This is a genomic window from Citrobacter sp. LJND-P06 (genome assembly GCF_058188415.1).
The window spans coordinates 1,363,315-1,382,266 of record NZ_CP187317.1; the positions used below are offsets into that span (position 1 = coordinate 1,363,315).

The 18,952-nt window shown below is 48.6% G+C and carries 19 protein-coding genes and 1 tRNA gene; 5 read left to right on the forward strand and 15 right to left on the reverse strand.

Annotated features, from left to right (window positions below; all coding sequences use genetic code 11):
* The first annotated feature begins 46 nt into the window (after nucleotides 1-46).
* The 3 genes from ACO7SM_RS06565 to ACO7SM_RS06575 all read left to right on the forward strand — a co-directional run bounded on the left by ACO7SM_RS06565 (nucleotide 47) and on the right by ACO7SM_RS06575 (nucleotide 2,925).
* Nucleotides 47-1,384 carry an MFS transporter gene (locus ACO7SM_RS06565; RefSeq protein ID WP_490470168.1) on the forward strand — a complete coding sequence of 446 codons (1,338 nt, stop codon included), beginning with the start codon at nucleotides 47-49 and terminating at the stop codon, nucleotides 1,382-1,384.
* A gap of 28 nt (nucleotides 1,385-1,412) precedes the next feature.
* Nucleotides 1,413-1,730 (forward strand): Rieske (2Fe-2S) protein, encoded by a 318-nt coding sequence (locus ACO7SM_RS06570; protein ID WP_490470169.1) that lies wholly within the window; start codon nucleotides 1,413-1,415, stop codon nucleotides 1,728-1,730.
* Nucleotides 1,731-1,911: 181 nt separating this feature from the next.
* Complete coding sequence (locus tag ACO7SM_RS06575; protein ID WP_490470170.1) at nucleotides 1,912-2,925, forward strand: hypothetical protein; 1,014 nt, start codon at nucleotides 1,912-1,914, stop codon at nucleotides 2,923-2,925.
* 661 nt (nucleotides 2,926-3,586) lie between these two features.
* Here ACO7SM_RS06575 and ACO7SM_RS06580 read toward each other — a convergent pair.
* From ACO7SM_RS06580 to ACO7SM_RS06620, 9 genes are all read right to left on the reverse strand, one after another.
* A complete protein-coding gene (locus tag ACO7SM_RS06580; RefSeq protein WP_490470171.1) occupies nucleotides 3,587-4,216 on the reverse strand; it encodes an STM2766 family helicase-associated protein in 630 nt (209 codons plus the stop codon).
* Nucleotides 4,213-6,234 (reverse strand): STM2767 family DEAD/DEAH box helicase, encoded by a 2,022-nt coding sequence (locus ACO7SM_RS06585; RefSeq protein WP_490470172.1) that lies wholly within the window; start codon nucleotides 6,232-6,234, stop codon nucleotides 4,213-4,215. Before ACO7SM_RS06585 ends, ACO7SM_RS06580 begins: the two co-directional genes overlap by 4 nt.
* Nucleotides 6,235-6,694: 460 nt before the next feature.
* Entirely contained in the window at nucleotides 6,695-6,967 is a 273-nt protein-coding gene (locus tag ACO7SM_RS06590) for an ogr/Delta-like zinc finger family protein (RefSeq protein WP_490470173.1), read from the reverse strand.
* Nucleotides 6,967-7,728: a phage polarity suppression protein gene (locus tag ACO7SM_RS06595; RefSeq protein WP_490470174.1), complete on the reverse strand. Its 762-nt coding sequence runs from the start codon at nucleotides 7,726-7,728 to the stop codon at nucleotides 6,967-6,969. The genes ACO7SM_RS06590 and ACO7SM_RS06595 overlap by 1 nt, the downstream gene beginning before the upstream one ends.
* 402 nt (nucleotides 7,729-8,130) lie before the next feature.
* Nucleotides 8,131-10,803 (reverse strand): DUF927 domain-containing protein, encoded by a 2,673-nt coding sequence (locus ACO7SM_RS06600; RefSeq protein ID WP_490470175.1) that lies wholly within the window; start codon nucleotides 10,801-10,803, stop codon nucleotides 8,131-8,133.
* A complete protein-coding gene (locus ACO7SM_RS06605; protein WP_490470176.1) occupies nucleotides 10,800-11,183 on the reverse strand; it encodes a DUF5375 family protein in 384 nt (127 codons plus the stop codon). The genes ACO7SM_RS06600 and ACO7SM_RS06605 overlap by 4 nt, the downstream gene beginning before the upstream one ends.
* Nucleotides 11,180-11,464: a hypothetical protein gene (locus ACO7SM_RS06610; RefSeq protein ID WP_490470177.1), complete on the reverse strand. Its 285-nt coding sequence runs from the start codon at nucleotides 11,462-11,464 to the stop codon at nucleotides 11,180-11,182. Before ACO7SM_RS06610 ends, ACO7SM_RS06605 begins: the two co-directional genes overlap by 4 nt.
* A gap of 31 nt (nucleotides 11,465-11,495) precedes the next feature.
* Nucleotides 11,496-11,849: a hypothetical protein gene (locus ACO7SM_RS06615; RefSeq protein WP_490470178.1), complete on the reverse strand. Its 354-nt coding sequence runs from the start codon at nucleotides 11,847-11,849 to the stop codon at nucleotides 11,496-11,498.
* Complete coding sequence (locus tag ACO7SM_RS06620; RefSeq protein WP_490470179.1) at nucleotides 11,842-12,018, reverse strand: host cell division inhibitor Icd-like protein; 177 nt, start codon at nucleotides 12,016-12,018, stop codon at nucleotides 11,842-11,844. Before ACO7SM_RS06620 ends, ACO7SM_RS06615 begins: the two co-directional genes overlap by 8 nt.
* 131 nt (nucleotides 12,019-12,149) lie before the next feature.
* Here ACO7SM_RS06620 and ACO7SM_RS06625 point away from each other — a divergent pair, with 131 nt between their 5' ends.
* Entirely contained in the window at nucleotides 12,150-12,329 is a 180-nt protein-coding gene (locus ACO7SM_RS06625; RefSeq protein ID WP_228728005.1) for a hypothetical protein, read from the forward strand.
* 55 nt (nucleotides 12,330-12,384) lie between these two features.
* Here ACO7SM_RS06625 and ACO7SM_RS06630 read toward each other — a convergent pair whose 3' ends face one another.
* The 5 genes from ACO7SM_RS06630 to ACO7SM_RS06650 all read right to left on the reverse strand — a co-directional run bounded on the left by ACO7SM_RS06630 (nucleotide 12,385) and on the right by ACO7SM_RS06650 (nucleotide 16,211).
* Entirely contained in the window at nucleotides 12,385-12,591 is a 207-nt protein-coding gene (locus tag ACO7SM_RS06630; RefSeq protein ID WP_490470180.1) for a helix-turn-helix transcriptional regulator, read from the reverse strand.
* A 113-nt stretch (nucleotides 12,592-12,704) separates the two neighbouring features.
* Nucleotides 12,705-13,646 carry a hypothetical protein gene (locus tag ACO7SM_RS06635; protein WP_490470181.1) on the reverse strand — a complete coding sequence of 314 codons (942 nt, stop codon included), beginning with the start codon at nucleotides 13,644-13,646 and terminating at the stop codon, nucleotides 12,705-12,707.
* Nucleotides 13,646-14,935, reverse strand: a complete 1,290-nt coding sequence (locus ACO7SM_RS06640; RefSeq protein WP_490470182.1) for a tyrosine-type recombinase/integrase — start codon at nucleotides 14,933-14,935, stop codon at nucleotides 13,646-13,648. The genes ACO7SM_RS06635 and ACO7SM_RS06640 overlap by 1 nt, the downstream gene beginning before the upstream one ends.
* 187 nt (nucleotides 14,936-15,122) lie before the next feature.
* A tRNA-Arg gene (locus ACO7SM_RS06645) sits at nucleotides 15,123-15,194 on the reverse strand.
* A 75-nt stretch (nucleotides 15,195-15,269) separates the two neighbouring features.
* Nucleotides 15,270-16,211: a formate/nitrite transporter family protein gene (locus tag ACO7SM_RS06650; protein ID WP_490470183.1), complete on the reverse strand. Its 942-nt coding sequence runs from the start codon at nucleotides 16,209-16,211 to the stop codon at nucleotides 15,270-15,272.
* A 288-nt stretch (nucleotides 16,212-16,499) separates the two neighbouring features.
* Between ACO7SM_RS06650 and mlaA the strand changes: the two genes are divergently transcribed.
* The gene (gene mlaA, locus ACO7SM_RS06655; protein ID WP_490470184.1) at nucleotides 16,500-17,255 is read left to right on the forward strand and encodes a phospholipid-binding lipoprotein MlaA; all 756 of its coding nucleotides are present in this window, start codon (nucleotides 16,500-16,502) and stop codon (nucleotides 17,253-17,255) included.
* Nucleotides 17,256-17,318: 63 nt separating this feature from the next.
* Here mlaA and fadL read toward each other — a convergent pair whose 3' ends face one another.
* Nucleotides 17,319-18,659, reverse strand: coding sequence for a long-chain fatty acid transporter FadL (gene fadL / locus ACO7SM_RS06660; RefSeq protein ID WP_490470185.1), 1,341 nt, complete (start codon nucleotides 18,657-18,659; stop codon nucleotides 17,319-17,321).
* Nucleotides 18,660-18,952 lie beyond the last annotated feature (293 nt).

Genomic DNA, 18,952 nt, shown 5'->3' on the forward strand with positions numbered 1-18,952 from the left:
GCTGTCCTGAGCGCTATGCGGTGCGGGCAGATGAATGAGGGACTGTATGGCTACGTATCATATCAACAACGATGACGACGCGAGCAAGATTACCGTTCCGCGTCGTTATGCCTGGGTCGTCTTTGCGCTGACCTTTGGACTGCTGATCTCCGATTATATGTCGCGGCAGGTGCTTAACGCCGTTTTCCCAATGCTCAAGGGAGAATGGGCACTCACAGATACGCAACTTGGCCTGCTCAGCGGCATTGTGGCGCTGATGGTCGGGTTGCTGACTTTCCCGCTCTCCCTGCTGGCGGATCGCTTCGGTCGGGTAAAGAGCCTGACGCTGATGGCTATGCTGTGGAGTCTGGCGACCCTGGGTTGTGCCGTGGCCCAGAATTACGAAGAGATGTTCATCGCCCGCTTACTGGTCGGCGTCGGGGAGGCCGCCTATGGCAGCGTCGGTATCGCCGTGGTGGTCTCCGTCTTCCCGCGGAGTATGCGGGCCACCCTGTCAGCCGCCTTCATCTCCGGAGGCATGTTTGGATCGGTGCTGGGGATGGCCTCCGGGGGCTTACTGGCCCATCTGATGGGCTGGCGCCCGGCCTTTGCAGGCATGGCGTTGTTCGGCCTGTTGCTGGCGGCACTCTATCCCATCATCGTCAAGGAAACGCGCATCTCGCCGGCGAGTGGCGTAGCGCGTCCTGCTCCCAAGGTCTACAGCAAGTCGTTGCGAACACTCTATTCCAGTCGCTCTGTGATTTCGGCCTATGTTGGCAGCGGCCTGCAGTTGTTTGTCGGCGGAACCGTTATCGTCTGGATGCCGAGCTACCTCAATCGCTATTACGATATGGGCACGGAAAAGGCGGGAAGTATAGCCGCTATCATCGTGCTGTTCAGCGGTGCTGGCATGATCCTCTGCGGCGTTCTGAGCGACAAACTGTGCCGGGATCGGCCGGATCGCAAGATAAGCCTGGCCATCTTCTACAGCCTCGGCAGTTGCGCTCTGCTATCACTGGCATTCGCTCTGCCGACCGGCATACTCCAGTTGGTCTTGATCTGCCTCGGTATGTTCATCGCCACCGGCACCTCAGGGCCGGCGGGCGCCATGGTCGCTAACCTGACCAGCGCCAGCGTGCATGGTACGGCCTTTGCCACCCTGACTCTGGCTAACAACCTACTCGGACTGGCCCCTGGCCCCTTCGTCACCGGAAGGGTCTCCGACCTCATCGGTCTGGATAATGCTTTCCGGTTGGTGCCCCTGATCAGCATCGTGGTGGCCGCCGTCTTCTTCTATGCTAAGCGCCACTATCACAAAGACATCGCCAGGCTGGAAAGTGATCCGCAGCCGTCTGTTGCTTGCGACGCTGCCGTCGGTACCCATAACACGGAAGCCCGGACATGAGCAAAATCGTGAAAGTGGAGGTCTGTTTATGAACGAAAAACGCATCGCCGTTCCGGCCGAACGCGTACCTGCCGCGGGTCAGCGTGCCTTGATTGAGGTGGCGGGTAAGAGCCTGGCGCTGTTCAACGTTGGCGGGCAGTTCCACGCCATTGATGACGGCTGTCCCCATCAGGGGGCGTCCTTATGCGGCGGTCGGCTGGAAGGGGAGGTGATCCAGTGCTGTGCTCACGGTCTGCGTTTCAATCTGCGCACCGGCTATCTGCTCAACTCGACCCAGCTCAGGATCGGTTGCTACCCTGTCGAGCAGGTAGACGAACAGCTATTTATCGTCATCGACGCCTTGTAAGAGTGTACTGACCGCCGCTCTGAACCATGGCGGGCCAGCTCTGCGTAGCCGAAGTGGAGCATAAGCAGCGGAATACACATTTGCTCAGTTTTTTTACCCTTCAAGCGACACAATCGTTTATTCTGGTTTCTGTCTACAACCGTTCTCATTCGTCGTGAGATAACGCTTTGCAGGTGGCTTAATGGGGCATATTTCAGAAAAATTTAAACGTGCATATCAACGAGAATACGAAAAAGAAGCTGAAAAAAATGACTTGATATGGATGAGTACGAAGGACTATTTAGCTGAATGCCTGGATATTCATGAGCAGCTCCACAACGATTATTCACGTCAGGAGCAGGTGAGTTCATGGCTTTATATGCTCAGAATGAAACGTGTACCGGATTTGCTGGGATACAAAACAGCGATAGTGTCAAACGATATGGAGTTACTCCATTCAGCGTTGCTTCAGTCTGCCATGATTAAGCATGTGACGCTGGGTGGGGATTCAGGATGCGATCACTGCACGAATATAGGGATAACCCTGGATATTCTTGCCGCAGGTCTGTTTACCCGTGTTCCACTTCTTTTGCCTGAAAAGTTTGGCATGAGTGACAATGGTCATCCTGTAACAATAACGATCACTAATTTAGTCATGGCGTTATGGTACAAGCGTACTGACTTTGAGGTTGATGCAAGGAAAAAAGCGGAAGCGGTACTTGCGTCTAAGCAAGCTACTATCGATCTCGTGACCATCCGTTATCTTATCGCACTCCTTGATGGCGATGTTGAAGACGCAGGGAATCAACTCGATTTATATTGCCAAAATGTACCGCGGGTGAAGGAGTACGGGGTCACTAAGCTTAATAAAATGTTCTGGCCATATGCGCATGGCTTATACAACCTTGCTTTTGTTGTTTGGGGCAGTGAAAAGGCAAGCGCTATTCCAAAACCAGAGTCAGATTGTTTCTTTAACGAACTGGCGGAATGGCAAATTAAACATAATTACCGCCACGGGAAACTGTTTTTTGAGTACCCGATGCCAATTGATCTCATTAATACCATTATTGCGTGCACCCCACCGGAATGTTCACTGCATCAACCCTACCTGGATACCGATAAAAAATATAAAGAAACGCGATATCTGAATGCAGAACATTTTGAACAACAGATGACGAAGATGGCGGTGGAGGCACTATTGCAAAGGCAGTCGTGACATTTGCCTAAAATCAGTGCGGCGCTAAATCAAGGGAGGTAACCGACGTTGGTGTACGGCGGGATGGTGTCCCCTGCAGGAATCGAATTTACTGTTATCTTTATGTTTTTAAATGATTATTTTTTATTTTAATTTTTAAATACCATCAAGGATACCATCAGCCGATAAAAACGGCTCATTAAGACCATAGAGATCGGCCTATTTCATTCGTTCCAAAAATGATGAACAGAGGGATGAAAGAACGATGGGGTAGGGGGCGAGCTAACCTGCTATTAGGATGAAAAACGCCCAAAAAAGTTATCACACCCCACGCATTATACATTGCTACTCGCCAACCAGCGCCTGCTTTGGGGGTCAGGGGTATATCCCTCAATGTATTTTTTTCACTTTATGTATACCAGAATGGCTTTAAATTACTCGTCAGCCAGCGCTGTAACTGGAGTTAACCGTGTATACCATTACCCTTGTGACATGACGTATTCATACCCCTAACACCGTTTATTGTATTGAGTTTGACACAATCCCCGCCCGCAGTAATTAGGCCGTCAAGTTTAGAAGAACTTAACAACTGACTTGATTTAACTGTTATTCGCTTTTCATCATATGTTTTAAAATTAACTAATTAGCTGGCAAAATGCCAGCTAATTAGTTAATTTTAATATTACTTTAAATACCGACAATCGGTTTCCCTGTTTAAGAAATCTATCATTTCATCATTAGTATGATGTTGATTCAGCCCAATTTTAAAAGTTGGATGATTAGAGTAGAAAACATCAAAATGATATAAAGGATGAAGTTTACCATTTTCTCTTATATCATCGATGTCATATCTTATATAACCATCTTCATATGTTAACAACATTTTTAAAAAAGGCCAAAAACCGGGTATAGTTTGTTGTTCTTCCAGATCCAAGAGTGGTTCAAAAAAAGCCCACAAAGATGAGTTAATGTAAGAGGGGTCATTGATGACGGATAAAACCTTTGATGTAATAAAACTATCAATATTTTCTATTTCTGTACTACGAAATACGATCTCGTCACCAATAACATCCAAAGTAAAAGGAAATGCAAGGGAGTAATATTTCGTATCGCTAAAGAAAAATATCCGACTCATCTTGGATATATGTAATTTCAACTGCCCATGGATTTTATCCTCAGCAGGCTCTGCATACACTGAAATGGTTTTTAATACTCGCATTAATATTTCTATAACATCAGTTTTTGTTCTAATTGGCTTAAAAGCCCAGTCACACTGGGCCTGATCAAGATTAAAATAAAATTCTTTGTTCATTTCGTCTCCTGAAGCATTTCTTCATAGTTAAACAAAATGACTTTTGCAATTCTCTCTGTGTCAAAGCTATCTGGAATAATAGCCTTAACCATTTCATATAATTGAGGTCTAAATATAGTTTCAATGTTTAATTCATCAAAAACTTTAGTGACTAAATCATAGTGAGAGATATTTTTCTCATCATATTTAATTGTGGTTCGTATACGTGAAATTACTTCTTTAGGTGGTACTGAAATATCCATGTACCCACAGTCGTTAATTATTTTCAATCCATTCTCAATTTCAGCCTGTAGGGTTTTATCATCATCACCTAAAAGCAAATAAGACCTAATGAATGAGCGAGTTAACATCATATATAAAGAGTTTCGATATGAGTGACTTCTACTTATATCTCGTGTAACACAGATCACGAAAGGAAACTCCAAACCTTTAACATGGTTTTTATTGCTTATGAATAAAGTATCTTTTACTTTCTCTTTTGTTTCGTATGCTTTATTAACTTTCCATTTAAAAAGCCTCGGTACACTTACTTCAAGCTTATCTGCAATTTTAAATATACTTTTTGCTTGGTCTATGAAGATAATTCCTATGTCATCTGCTAAAACTGTTGGATTTTCCTCTTTAATTCTATTTAAAAGAGAAAGAATGTTTTCCTCTTCAGTTTCATATGTAGAATTAACTAACTCAACACTGTGGATTTTAGCATCTGTCACGTCCTCAAATCGACGCAATGGCTCCCGTTTAAGTCGTAATTTGTTTCTTTCCGGATAGTCAACAATATAACCACAAGCTTCCCACTCGTCATTCATTAACCAAGTCAATGGTTCCTTCTCGAACAGTCCCATTCCGATACCATGGGCAAACATCAAAGTACGAGGGTCAGTACGATAACATTTACTTAAAAGGAAATCCGGCTGAATTTCATTAGAAATATTGGTGTCAAAAATACTTTGGAATATATCACCAGCAACATAAATAGTGTCGCGGGTAACTAATTCGCATAGTTCTATAAAGCTAGCGGGGAAATCTTGACTCTCGTCTACAAGCATGAAGTCAAAACAATGTTTAAAATCTTTTTGTGCTAATTTTTTAATTTCATCCAATGCTAATTGACATACTTTATCGAAAGTCATGACATAACTGAAACGATAAAAAGATAAGCCGTAGAAATTGCAGATATATCTATACGCACCAGAGTTACTATCGTATTGTGATCCCCAAGCATTTACACACCATAATCTTTCATTCCAGCTGATTTGTTGCTCAACTTTCATGAAGTTAAAAAATTCTGGTATCCGTTTTCGCATACTATCGGCTAAAATCTTGTTATGGCAAGTAAACATAATTTTACTTTCAGCATTATCCTTATCGAGATATATCTCTTTGAGCTTATGAAGTAAAAGCTCTGTTTTTCCTGTACCGGACAGTCCCTGAATAATTACTTTCTTTTTATCAAATTTTTGATATACAAACCGTGTTTGATCACCATCAAAAAGAATTATTTTTTGCTTCACTTTATCTAGAATGTTATCAGGAACATTACCTTTGACTTTATCAATGTTGTTGATACTACCTGTCAAAAGAGATATTACCAGTTCGCTTTTTTTTGCAAAGACACCATCATTAATTTTGATCTCACAAAAAAAACCTTCGAGATCATCCTTGATGTCAGAGTGGGAATAGCTGGAAACAAGTTTTTTCTTCCATTCACGTGGCCTTCCGATTGTATCTTTATAATTATACTTATCAGAAAGAGACCCAAGATCTTCTACAAAATCCGCCTGAAAATCTTCAAATCCTTCTTCGTCATCGCCAAAACTAACAAACGTGACTTTATAACCAGGGCTTAGCAAAACAAGGATGTCATCCCTATCATAGTTATACTTGTTTTCACCTAAAGGATTCTTTATGGCATAGACTTGCATTTGTTTTTCATTGGAAAAAACTTCTAATGCGTTTAGAAAACTAGCATTAGTATCATTTTTCAAATCAGGCTGGATATAGTAAAAACTGGTCATAGTAGCCTTCGCTAAGTTAAGAAAATTTTGATAATCATCGCTCCAAACATTTCACATTTCAAATAATAATTTCAGTTCCTGAGATACTGCTTCCAATCCTTCATTCAGGGCATATTTACTGATAGAGCGTGCTCGGTGCTCACCTCACCGAGCCGTTTTATGTAGCGATTTTCATGCCCTGTATGGCAAAGGAATAACACAACCCGAACTGTTAGGTGATTGTCACTTTAATCCCCAGCGTGCGCAGCCCCGCCCGCCTGCCCGCTTCGCTTAGCAGAATGGTTTTCATGCACCCCGTAAATCGTCTCAGGAGCCGCCACACAAGGGCTTTCGCGTTAAAAATGGTGCATGGGACTCATGCGTTTTCATGCGCCATAGGCATGCACTCATGCGTTCTCAGACCAGCCAGGAAAAAGGCGTAAAAATCCCGGCATTGGACCGGGAGTATGTGGGGGGCTAATCAGACGGGGATTTGCTGGCGGCTGGATAGCTGGGACGCAGAGCCATAGCGATTCAGCGTCTGCCCTTTTTTGGCTGTAGCCTCCTGCACTGTCTGCGTTTTCTCTTCTTTCTGCGGGCGTGTGATAATGGTATGTACTGATTCAAGCGCCGTAAAAGTGCTTGAACATTCCAGATTCTGGCACTGGTAGTACGTTTTCTTTACAGAGGGGGCTTCGTACACACTGACTCGACAATGTGCAATGGCTGAACAGAAAGGACATTTCAACGCCATCAGATACTCTCCGCATCACTATTGCGTTTTTGCAGTTCTTCACGTTCCTGGCGGATCTTCATTTTATGAAGGGCTGCCGGAGAGGGGAGTTTGTTGAAATCCGCACGGGCCGCATAATCTGGTGCAATACCCGCCAGTTTAAACACAGGGTCCTGTTCCGGCATCACGTCATTGGAAAGCGCCGGTTCGGTAATATTATTCCGGATAAAATCTTTCAGAACCGTTTCAGGATCATTTACTGTATGTACAACACCAGTTATTGCGCTGGCTTCACGGCCCATCGTTAATTTAAGCAGGCTCAGTGTCTGGATTAACACCGTACTATGCGACTGCATAAAGTTTTCCCAGATTTGTTTTGCACGAATTTCCACAAGGGTGTCGTGTGCGCGTATATAATGTCCGGCTAACTTTGCAACCTCTTGCGGTAAAAATGCATTCTCTCTTTCCTGGGATGCCAGCAGTTCATCAAAATCTTCAAGTGTTTCACGCCCCAGCGCAATTTCCGTGCGCAGCTTTTTCATTTCCTTTGTCATCACGCCCTGACTTTCACGAAACTGCGTGCGCCACTCTTCATTTTGCGCGTTAGTGGTGGCTTCCATTTCAGCGCGGCGCTGGCGGATCGTCGCAAGGTTATCATCAGCGGCTTTCTGCTGGCGACGTGCTTCAAGCCACTCGTTTCTGGCTGCATTCAGGGTTTCCAGTGCCCGCTGCGTTACAGCCGGAAAAGCGGAAAGGTTGTTATTCTCTGCGGTGTTATTCATGACTTCTCCTGTCGGGTTGGTTCGTTAAGTCAATTGTGTCGTTGCTGACACAAGCGCACTACCGGCGGTCAGTGTGTGGTGGCTGGCACAACGGGTCTCTGCAGCTTTTCAGACGCGGCTATGACAGCCAGCCAGATAAAAATGTGTTCTGTTTCAGCCTGCTTTATCTCTCTCACAGGATGTAACAGATGAAACAGGTGTTACTGCATTGTTCTGTAAGGGATCTCTCCCATGACAACGGATGCAACACTGTAGGTAACACGGTGGAACAGTGGATCGGGCTGACGTTCCACCTGTTCCACCTCGCCTTTTCAGAAGATGTAACAGGTTTAGCCCTTGTAAAATGCGGTTGTTCCACCTGTTTCACTTGTTACCCTTAATAAATAAGACTCACGCAAAGCCTTAACCCGGAACCTCGCTGTTGAAGACATAGAGCCTGCGGGGATTCATCTCTGGCGGGCGAATGGTCGTCTGGAGCTTTCCGTCGGCAGAAGGCAACAGGTATCCACGATCCGCGCACAGACGCGCCACCTTGCGCGGGTCAAATCCCCTGCAGATTTCTTTCCAGCCGGACGGCATGACGTAGAACGTGGTGACAGCTTCCGTGCCCTGCGCGGTATTGCCTTTCTCCACCCTGCGCCAGCCCACCATATTGCCGGGACGGTTGCGCTCGTCGTGCCAGTCAGCAAAGCGGCTGTACTGATTCGCGGTAAAGAAACTACGTACCTGCTCCAGCGCGGCAATATCTTCCTGATTGGCGGTGTGACCGCGATCTTTCAGCCAGGCGCTCAGGCAGACGCGGGTTGCCCGCAGTGCTTCACCCTCAGGCCAGCCGGTGATGCCGAGGCGTGTTGCCAGCTCGCCCGCCATCGCCACCAGTGCAAAGCGGTTGACGGCCCGGCCCACCTGATTGCCCGCATCTTTCGGGGTCAGGGCGGCGGTATACTCCTTCATCATTGACTTTGCCTGTGCTGTCAGCCCGTTAAGATCAGCGGTCAGGGCTTTCAGCCACTCACGGAACGGCGAACCGTAGTAGCTGGAGGTGGCCCATTCCAGATGTTCCGCCAGTGCCTTGCCGCTGTCGAAACCGTGCAACTCCTCGAATACGCCAAACTTCCCGGAATCGCTGGGGATCTGGATCATCCTGACTTCCATCCCGGCAAAGGTACGCTCCCCGGCTTTTGCCGCATGTTCGGTCAGTGACAGCTCGCCGGTTGAAAAGAACAGCAGCCGCCACTGCTTACGGGTGCGCAGCTCACCGTCCGTACCGGCACGGCCCTTGCCCTGACCGTTTGCCAGCATGTAGGCGATGTTGCCCGCCTCGCGTCCGTCCACCTCACGGATCTCGTCGAGCATCATGGCGGCATCGTTGCGGCGGCTGGCGCATCCCTCCAGCGCATTACCGGTTGCACGCCACGTCTGCCAGTAATCTGGCCCACCACAGACGGATGTTGCCGCTTTCATGGTAGTGGTCTTACCGTCTGTCGATTCCCCCTTGAGGTGGTAGCCGCCACCGTCCATACCGACCAGCCGCAACAGTGGTGCAGCAAAGGCCAGGCTGACGGCAAACGCCACGCGGGAGTTGCCAGTACAGTAGCGGGAAACATGCTCCCGCCATTCATCCGTTGTACCCGACACACGGAAATCGCGCCCCTGCACGGAAGTGGTCTGGAGAATGACACCTTCTGCACCTTCACCGCTGACCTCATCCTGCAGGACGTAAACCTGACCATGCCAGCCGGTGCGGCTGACGCAGGTCACGCGACGTTCCGGTTTACACAGTGAGATATATTCCATCAGGCGGGCGCGGGCCTCACCGGTGGTGCTGATATAGGACAGCCCGTTAACCAGCAGTACCCGGCGCAGTTCCTCACCGCTGCCGCTCAGCATTTCCATCGGCATCGCCCAGCGGCGGCGCTCTCCCCACGTATCTTCCCACTCCAGCAGACGCCCGAAGTTGCCGCCATCGGCATCGCAGGTGATTGCCGTCACGCGCAGCGGGTTGCATATTTTGACGTTCTGGATCTCCGTCTCACCGTTGCGCTGTACCTGTTTTTCATACCAGAGATATTCCTGGGTAAGACGGAATCCATGCGGCAGATGCGTGCGGCCCTCCCCGCACAGCACCAGACCGTTACGGAAGGCTTCACGGGCACGGGTTATACCGTGCTCCCGATGGAAGTCATTCCAGTCAGCCTTAATCTCTCCCGGTGGCAGCGTCATCCAGCCGCCGACGGCTTTTGCCGCCCGTTCAGCAAAGGATCTGCCGGGGTTTTCTCCCCCGTCCTGAAAATCGTTATCACCGGCGATGATGATTTTTACCTCAGGCCAGCGTGCCCGCAGCGACTGCGCCACGTTGGGCATGTTGCCCGCAGATATGGCAGCCACAACGCATCCGGCGGTGAGCTGGCTTACCGTCAGCGCCGTGGCGTAACCTTCGGTAATAACCACCTGTACCGGCGGTTCAGACGGTAACGGGCTGAGCGCCACAAACGCGCCTTTCATCGTGCTGCCCGGCAATATGCTTTTTTCACCCGTCGTGGCGATAAGCTGCGCACCGGTCACGGCTCCGGCATTGGTCGTGAGCGGTAACAGCAGGGAACCGACAGGAAAATCCTTACCGCTGATATGCTGCACGCTCCCGGTCAGGGAGGCCGGGTATCCGGCAAACCCTTTTCCGGTGAGATAGGGGCTTTCTCCCGTGTGGCTCTCTTTCATCAGCGCCGCCACGGTAAGGCTCATGTCGCGTTTAGGGGCTTTTTGCCTGGCAGGCTTAACGGGCAGTTCCTGCACATCCGGCACATTAAGCACCTGCGCCACCTCCTGCGCTGCCTTTCTGACGCCGTAACCGGTCATGAGCTTAACCAGATCCAGACCGTCACCATTGCCGCACTGGCTGCAAATCCACGTCCCGCGCCCTTCAAGGTCATCGAGGCGAAAACGATCCTTGCCCCCACATTTCGGGCAGGGACCGTGCCTGCCGTTTTCAGGTATATCAATACGCAGCATCTGCAGAATAACGGGCCATTTCCCCCGCGCTGCGGCTGAAATCTGCGTAACCGTCTGTGTTGTCATACTTCCCCCTGATACGGCGCCACACCCGTGCTGCAGAAGTCATCAAAGGCCGCCGGAAGTGCGCGGTACAGCTCCGCCATCACTTCGCTGCCGCGCACGGTCAGTACCGGCGGTGCGGTCAGCAGAGACGGCTCCAGCATGTCAGTTAGCAGTGCCAGTGCAACAGCGGCTCCCTGTGCTTCACCGTACTCGTTAATCAGCGCACATTCGATATGCAGGGCAATGGCCATTTCTATACGTTCAACCGTCAGGCTGTGCGGACCATACTGATCGCTGCCGGTTTCGGTCAGCGCTTTCTGCCGCCATGCAGAGGCAATAGCCCGCCGGTATAGCGCGGTGGTCATTTCTGCCGGGAAAATAGAAACCTGCGGCTGGTTCATTCAACGCCTCCTTCAATCAGTGCGCAGCTGCACGCAATGTCGGTCAAATCTGCCCGCAGGTACTCCATCAGTGCGGCGACACCCGGCGCACAACCTGAGTCAAGCGAGCCGCCTTGTGAGGGATACTCAGTAAAGAGAAGGTGAAGCATGTCGCAGGCTTCTCTGGCACGGGTCAGCTTCCCGAAATCATCCTCTGACAACCCATACACATAAGCACCGGAATCATGTTTTTCAGGCAAAGCGCGGCCCTGAGCACCGTTGTGCCCGTTTGAAATATTCATCGTGGATTACTCCGTTTTCAGCGGTGTTTTGTCAGAGAAACTTTGAATAGTGACTGTCGTCAGGTTCAGCAGAACGCCGTATGCTGCGCTCCCGCCAGCGGGTAAATACCACAGACGGATGCAGTGTCAGAGAGCCACTACCGCCCGTCGGAGCTGGCGAAGGTTTAAAGAGCGGCGCATCAAACAGGCGCGTATACCGCTGTTCAAACCATGCCAGAGGGCAGGAAGAAAGCTGGTTGTCGCTGTCATGACGTATCAGCACTTCACTGCTGAATTCAGGATTAACCAGCGCCACGGAGGGTGAGGTTTCAATTAATCGGATGATTGTGACGGTCCAGCCACGTTCATGCTGCCAGCGTTCGCCGGGTTGCGGATAATTACGCATGTTCACCTCCGCAGGGAATGCGACCGGCAAAGCTCAGCACGTAGTCCGGGGCCAGTCTGCGCCGCGCTGAGCGCTCGTCATCTGCGGTGATCCTTAACATCACAGGACGGGCATTGCGTTGACTGCGGTTGATCGCAGCAAATAACCAGGTACACTTCTGTTTAGCCATTTTCGTTACCTCATATAACGCTTTGGTCAGACGCCTCGGCAGTGCCGCAAACACTCCGGGGCGTTGCTATTTTGTTTTCTTGTGTGTAATGTGTCATCACACATAAACACATTACAATAGGTGTAATTGACGTGTCAACACACAAGGGCGAAAGACGTGGTAACCCACCATTCCAGTTCAGACTTGACCCTGAGCTTCGAGCACTAATGGAACTGGCCCAAGAGCAGGATGGTGATGAATCACTTGCTGCTTGGATCAAACGAATCATACGCAAAGAGCTGCTAAGCCGTGGTTTAGAGTCGAAGAGTTGATTGTTAGCTGGGGAATGCACTGATTTTCCCTGCTTTTTTACAATGTTCATCGCTTTCACCGGACTTCCACTGATTGTGCTTTAACCCACTGCCTAATTTCATAGGCATCGTAGATAGTCACTCTTTCGGTTAAACGAGTTGATTGTGGAAAACCTGGTTTAGTCTTTGTCCAGCGCCAGAGGGTAACTGGGCTAATTTTGAGAAAGTCAGCGGTATGTTTAGCTCTTGCGTTGCCTGAGGCGGGATAGTTTTTAGCTGCCATGTGAATCACCTGCAATCCTAGTTAACGTTATGAAACGAGCGATTGCAGGTTACTTTTGGGTGTGTGCGGTTGCGCGGAGTTTTCGAAAACTCTTCCGAATTATTAGAAATTATCTATCTTTTACCAGCCCTTTTAAGCCAGTCATCCAAAGTATCATCAGTAATTTCAGGTAGTTCCATTTCACAACCAGCTTTCTTACTTAGAAGATCTTTAATCTGAGTAATTGATGAAAATCTCATCATTTCCTCCGTTACTCCCAATGCGTTCATTAAGGAGGCAATGTATGTTGATTGCTTAGCGGTTGTCTTTATTTTTGGCATGTCTGTTGATTGATATGAAGTCAACGTTCTGGCATCTTTATCTTTATGGATTATTGGCATATGAGAGCCAGATAATGCATGTTTGTTTATATAATCAATGTAATACCCGGTTATTTGAAGTTGATGGTTTTTATGGTTGAGGTCAGGCGCATGTTCACAAAGATATTGAAGATATTTAATGTCCCCTTCCATATGATTTTTTAATTTACCTTGAAATTGATTGTTCATCATTATAGGAGATATAAGTTGGAACCGCTCACCTTTTGATTTGAACTCTGGATTTTCTTCGCTAAGTAATGAAAGTTCATTATAATCCAAAAAACCAGTGCCTATTGCTGATAATACCTTTCCTTCTACCGGCCAGATTCCATTTAGATTTGTCTGGACTAAATAATGCTCTTCTGTTTCTACTAGATGAAATTTTTCAGGGATGTAAAAATTCCCTGAATTAAACTTATCTGAAAATGCATATGGGATGTCATCTCCAGAAGGAAGTAATTCATTGTTCAAAGACTCTATCTGTTCTAATATCCCACCATCGGACTTTAAAAATGGAATGTAAAAATAATAAATGTTAGTGAAGTTTAAGCAAAGGTTTATTTTTCCAGTGTAACACCAATGATAAATATCACTTTCTTCGCATTCGAGTATTTTTGCTGCCCGTGGAATTGAACAGTAATCTAAAGGTGCTAGCCCATTTCGTTTCCAGATGTTTTTTTCTGTGTGCCGACTCATTATCTTATCACCTTGGGTAAATTCATTGCTTCATCACCAATTTCGTATGGGGCGACAAAGGTTTCAAAATTACTGCAAATGTAATTTGACCACCACTGCATCATTCGGCGGCGTTCTTGCATGTGTTGAGCTAGATGAATATAGGCTGCCCGCACTTCGTTTCTTTCTTGGTGGCTCATTTGCCGTTCAACAGCATCGCGTGACCAACGTCCTGATTCGGTCAGTGCGGAACAGGCCATTGCCCTGAACCCATGCAGGCAAACATCAGTTTGAGTGTCGTAACCCATCGTTCGCAGTGCTTTATTAACTGTGTTTTCGCTCATCGGTTTATATGGGTTACTGTCACCGGGGAAAACCAGCAGATATTCACCACTGATTTTCCTTATATCCTCCAGCACCTCGATAGCTTGACTAGATAGCGGGACGTAATGAGCAGTTCCCATCTTTGCGCCCCGGTCTGAGAATTTAACCCCTGCGATCTCTTCGCGTTGCCCTGGTATCGTCCATAGCCCATTTTCAATGTCGATCTCCTCCCATCTGGCATGTCGTAGTTCACTGGATCGCACAAAAGTGTGCAGGGAAAAGAGAACTGCCAGACGAGTCAATGGTCTTCCCGTGTAATTTCTCGTCTTCGCTAACAGTTCAGGTAAACGTTCGAGAGGTAGTGCAGGGCGATGGCGTACTTTGGGATTCGTAATTGCGCCTTTCAGGTCGTGGGCAGGGTTGTAATCGACAATTCCACGTTGCACGGCATAACGGAAGATGCTCGCCATCGTGGTTTTTACCCGGCTCGTTGTGGCACCAATGCCTTGCTCAGTCATCTCAACCAGCATTGGCAGCAAGTCACGGGTTTTGAGCGTATCGATAGGCTTTGAACCGATGGCAGGAAAGAGGTGGTTTTCCATTTCTCGGAGAATTTTGTTACGGGTGATCTCTTTCCACTCAGGATGCCCCATTGTTCCACTATGCCACTCTCTGGCAATACTCTCGAACGTGGGGGAAGTTGGATCTTCCTTTTTTGGTTTCTTAGCTTCGCGAGGATCACGACCATCGGCTAGTAGTTGTCTGGCTTCATCACGCCGTTTCCGCGCTGTTGCAAGTGGGACATCCGGGTAAACCCCTAATGCCAATGTCGCTTGTTTTCCATCAAAACGATAATTCATGCGCCAGTATTTCCCACCAGTCTTTCGTACCAGTAGATACAAGCTCCCTCCATCGGTAAGTTTGTAATCATTGGTCTTAGGCTTGGCGTTTTCGATCTGTTTGGGGGAAAGCACATTAATGGCCATACCTGCACTCGTTTAAGTAAATTGATGGTATCTGCATATCGAACCGGGGAGTACCATCACTTATACCATCACGAGGATGTAATGTCATGAAATTAACTGAAATGAAAATTAGGCTGATTTAGTGGTAAGTTACTGGTTTTTCTGGGGGTTATGTGATGAAGTGAAATGTAGTGAAAGGTCTTCAAAGTGTCCCCTGCAGGAATCGAACCTGCAACTAGCCCTTAGGAGGGGCTCGTTATATCCATTTAACTAAGGGGACGAAGCGGCACGAGTATAGCGTTTTTTACGCAGCGCGGTAAGTATAAGGGCGCCTGACTGCTCAAACCGTCGCCATTCAGGACTGTTTTTTCTGGTTTTTTTGCTGTCGCTCATCATCTTCGGCGCGTTGTCTGGCCTCTTCTTTACGTTTGGTGCTCATATCGTTGCGAATTTGCGCGTGACTCATCAGCGCAAAGATAAAGGTACCGCCGCAGATGTTTCCGGCGAGTGTGGGGAGAGCGAAGGGCCAAAAAAAGTCGCTCCAGTGTAGCGTGCCGTTAAAGACCAGATAGAGAATTTCAACCGACCCGACGACAATATGCGTGGTATCACCCAGCGCGATGAGCCAGGTCATCAGGATGATCACCACGATTTTTGCGGCTCCGGCGGCCGGAAACATCCACACCATGGTGGCAATCAGCCATCCTGAAATGATCGCGTTGGCAAACATTTCTGACGGACTGTTTTTCATCACCTCCATTCCGATACTGACAAACGCGTCCCGCGTTTCTTCATCAAATATTGGCATATATTCAAAGGCCCAGGCTGCAATACCGGTGCCGAGAATATTGCCCAGCAGCACAATTCCCCAGAGTCGCATCAGCAAGCCGATATTGCCTGGCGTTGGCTTGTGCATGATGGGAAGTACAGCCGTTACGGTATTCTCTGTGAACAGTTGTTGGCGCGCCATGATGACAATGATAAAGCCAAAGGTATAACCAAGGTTCTCGAGTAAAAAACGGCCGGGGACATCGTCTAGCTGAACATGAAAAATCCCTTTTGCCAGCAAAGAGGCTCCCATGGAAAGCCCCGCAGCAATTGCCGACCACAGCAGCGCCATCGCGTCTCGCTCCAGTTCTTTCTCACCGTCCTGACGGATGTGCTCATGTATGGCCATTGCCCGCGAGGGGAGACGGTCTTCGTCGAGCTCAATTTTCTTGCCGCGCTGCTTCTCTTCGCTTTCTACTTCAAGTCCATCGCTGTGCCGATCGATTTTATCGCTGCTGAGCTTATCCATTGTGTCGCCTTGTTATGAGCACGTATAGCTAAAGCGTAGCGATTTTTTGTTCGCAGAAGAGGGGTAAACTCTGAAATCGCAAAAATGGTAACGTTTGGTTTTTTGTCATCAGTTAAAATAGAAGCATTACGAGCGTTGCGTTACCAGGCTATGATCAGATCAACAAGATAGGGTATATAGACATCGTTTGACGTGCTGTTACAATCGCTCACACCTAAACAGGCGGATACGTTTTCGTACCGTCATGGATGGCAATCAGCGATAGCCATAATCAACAGGGAGACATTTATGAAGCTTCGCCTGTCGGCGCTTGCGCTGGGAACCACACTGCTGGTGGGGTGTGCGAGTTCCGGTACAGAACAGCAGGGGCGTTCCGACCCGTTTGAAGGGTTCAACCGCACCATGTACAACTTCAACTTTAATGTGTTGGATCCGTATGTCGTTCGACCGGTCGCTGTCGCCTGGCGTGACTATGTTCCTCAACCTGCACGAAATGGTCTGAGCAACTTCACCGGCAACCTCGAAGAACCCGCGGTAATGGTGAACTACTTCCTGCAAGGCGATCCTTATCAGGGGATGGTGCATTTCACCCGATTCTTCCTGAATACCCTGTTGGGGATGGGCGGCTTTATAGATGTTGCGGGAATGGCGAATCCGAAACTGCAGCGTGCTGAACCTCACCGTTTCGGCAGTACGTTAGGGCACTATGATGTGGGTTACGGGCCGTATATGCAGCTTCCGTTCTATGGCAGCTTCACGCTTCGTGACGACGGTGGTGATATGGCGGATACGCTCTATCCGGTGCTGTCATGGCTGACCTGGCCGATGTCTATCGGTAAATGGACGGTCGAAGGGATAGAGAGCCGCGCACAGCTTCTCGATTCTGATGGCCTGCTGCGCCAGTCTTCCGACCCCTATATTATGGTGCGTGAAGCGTACTTCCAGCGTCATGATTTCATCGCCAATGGCGGGAAGCTTAAACCTCAGGAAAACCCGAACGCGCAGGCGATTCAGGACGAGCTCAAAGATATCGATTCCGAGTGATGGCCTGAGGCCAATAAAAAAGGTGAGCCTGAAAGCTCACCTTTTTTTATGTGCGGGACAGACTTAGAACGCGTAGTTAAAGTTGGTGCCGAACAGCCAGGCCTTACCTTCAGATTCGAACTGGTATGGGCCTTCGTTGATCGTAACGCTTTGACCGTGCATATAAGAGACGCCGACATCTATAGACGCATCTTTATTGAAGGCGTAAGTCGTACCTGCGCTCAGCCAGAAACGGTCCTGATCCGGAATAGAGATGGAACGCTGATCGGCCGGGACGGGGCTATCATCAAACGCGATACCGGTGCGGAACGTCCAGTTATCATCGTAATAATAGGTGGTACCCAACGCGATACGGTAAGCATCTTTAAAGCCTTCATCTTTCTGGAACAACGTTTTTCCACTGGTCGATGTTGCTTTCAGCTCCTGGAACTGACTCCAGCTGGTGTACGCCAGGCTATAGTGAACAGCCCATTGCGGCGCAACGCGGTTATAACCAGAGATTTCCCACATTTCAGGCAGGTTCAGCGTTAAATAGCCTGACTGCGTTGAACCGCCGGTGGCGGTCGGGATAGGAAGACCAAAACTGTTGAGCCCGCGATTCAGATCGCTGCTGTAGTTACCTTTGAAGTCGATTTTTACTTCAGAGCGGTAAGTTAATGCGTAGCGGTTGTTTTTGTCGACTTCATAAAGAATACCGGCGTTCCAGCCAAAGCCCCACTGATTACCGTTCAGGTGAGCAATATTGGTGTCGGCTGGGATACTGTTTGCTGTCGCCGCCAATTGTTGTCCCTGCGGAGTCTGCCCGGCAGGAGACTGCATAATCTGACCGGCAACCAGTTGACCTAAGTCACCGGCGTAGCGATCAATTTTCGCGCGGGCATAGACGGCATTCAGACCAAGACCAAAGCTCCAGCTTTCATTTAAGCGATACGCGCCGCTGACGTTCATGTTCATGGTTTCGAGGTCGGTCGTCCCCCCCACAGAACCCGCGGTGTAATTATCGTTAAACTCGGTAGCCAGACCGTAGTTAGAGGTAATAGAAGCCCCGACACCAAACTGATCGTTGATTGGCGCAACGAAGTGTACGTTCGGTACCCAGGCGGTTGGCGCGATGTTATCTGCGTCCAGACTACGACCTGACGGTGAACGTCCGCTAATATTAACATCAGGATCGATGTACACCGCACCGGCTGAGAACGTCGGACGATCGAACATGGTGATTAACGCCGGGTTACGACTGACGTTACCTGCGTCGTCTGCGATAGCACCTTCGCCCGAATAGGCCCGGCCAAGGCCAGAGGAAGAAAATTCGTTTAACTGAAAGCCTGCAGACCAGGCCTGTGTGGAGATGATTGCCACTGCGACTGCGAGAGCAGACTTTGTAAACAGGGTTTTCTGGCTCATGACCATAACCTCATTGATTTATTTTTATTCAAACAATGTTACATGCCGTAACAGGAGCGCGAAGTGTAGGGTCTGAGGTACGACAGAGAAATCAGACCAGTGGCGTGAGTATAGGTCTGACCAGATGGAATGTTGCAAGTATGTTTATAAAATTTTTCAATTGTGATCTTAGAAACGCGATCCAGCTGGCAAAATTGGGGGTAAGCGCACTCACCCGTTTAGGTGATTTTTGTTTTAGATCATTTTTAAGTGTGATTTCGCTCACTTATCCTATTTCACATCATTAACGACTG

Coding starts and splice junctions, on each gene's coding strand:
- ACO7SM_RS06635 (WP_490470181.1), bottom strand. CDS start 13,646: ATGAGTCGGCACACAGAAAAAAACATCTGGAAACGAAATGGGCTAGCA.
- mlaA (WP_490470184.1), top strand. CDS start 16,500: ATGAAGCTTCGCCTGTCGGCGCTTGCGCTGGGAACCACACTGCTGGTG.
- ACO7SM_RS06600 (WP_490470175.1), bottom strand. CDS start 10,803: ATGACAACACAGACGGTTACGCAGATTTCAGCCGCAGCGCGGGGGAAA.
- ACO7SM_RS06630 (WP_490470180.1), bottom strand. CDS start 12,591: ATGGCAGCTAAAAACTATCCCGCCTCAGGCAACGCAAGAGCTAAACAT.
- ACO7SM_RS06575 (WP_490470170.1), top strand. CDS start 1,912: ATGGGGCATATTTCAGAAAAATTTAAACGTGCATATCAACGAGAATAC.
- ACO7SM_RS06610 (WP_490470177.1), bottom strand. CDS start 11,464: ATGAATATTTCAAACGGGCACAACGGTGCTCAGGGCCGCGCTTTGCCT.
- ACO7SM_RS06590 (WP_490470173.1), bottom strand. CDS start 6,967: ATGGCGTTGAAATGTCCTTTCTGTTCAGCCATTGCACATTGTCGAGTC.
- ACO7SM_RS06585 (WP_490470172.1), bottom strand. CDS start 6,234: ATGACCAGTTTTTACTATATCCAGCCTGATTTGAAAAATGATACTAAT.
- ACO7SM_RS06620 (WP_490470179.1), bottom strand. CDS start 12,018: ATGGCTAAACAGAAGTGTACCTGGTTATTTGCTGCGATCAACCGCAGT.
- ACO7SM_RS06580 (WP_490470171.1), bottom strand. CDS start 4,216: ATGAACAAAGAATTTTATTTTAATCTTGATCAGGCCCAGTGTGACTGG.
- ACO7SM_RS06595 (WP_490470174.1), bottom strand. CDS start 7,728: ATGAATAACACCGCAGAGAATAACAACCTTTCCGCTTTTCCGGCTGTA.
- ACO7SM_RS06650 (WP_490470183.1), bottom strand. CDS start 16,211: ATGGATAAGCTCAGCAGCGATAAAATCGATCGGCACAGCGATGGACTT.
- ACO7SM_RS06605 (WP_490470176.1), bottom strand. CDS start 11,183: ATGAACCAGCCGCAGGTTTCTATTTTCCCGGCAGAAATGACCACCGCG.
- ACO7SM_RS06640 (WP_490470182.1), bottom strand. CDS start 14,935: ATGGCCATTAATGTGCTTTCCCCCAAACAGATCGAAAACGCCAAGCCT.
- ACO7SM_RS06570 (WP_490470169.1), top strand. CDS start 1,413: ATGAACGAAAAACGCATCGCCGTTCCGGCCGAACGCGTACCTGCCGCG.
- fadL (WP_490470185.1), bottom strand. CDS start 18,659: ATGAGCCAGAAAACCCTGTTTACAAAGTCTGCTCTCGCAGTCGCAGTG.
- ACO7SM_RS06565 (WP_490470168.1), top strand. CDS start 47: ATGGCTACGTATCATATCAACAACGATGACGACGCGAGCAAGATTACC.
- ACO7SM_RS06615 (WP_490470178.1), bottom strand. CDS start 11,849: ATGCGTAATTATCCGCAACCCGGCGAACGCTGGCAGCATGAACGTGGC.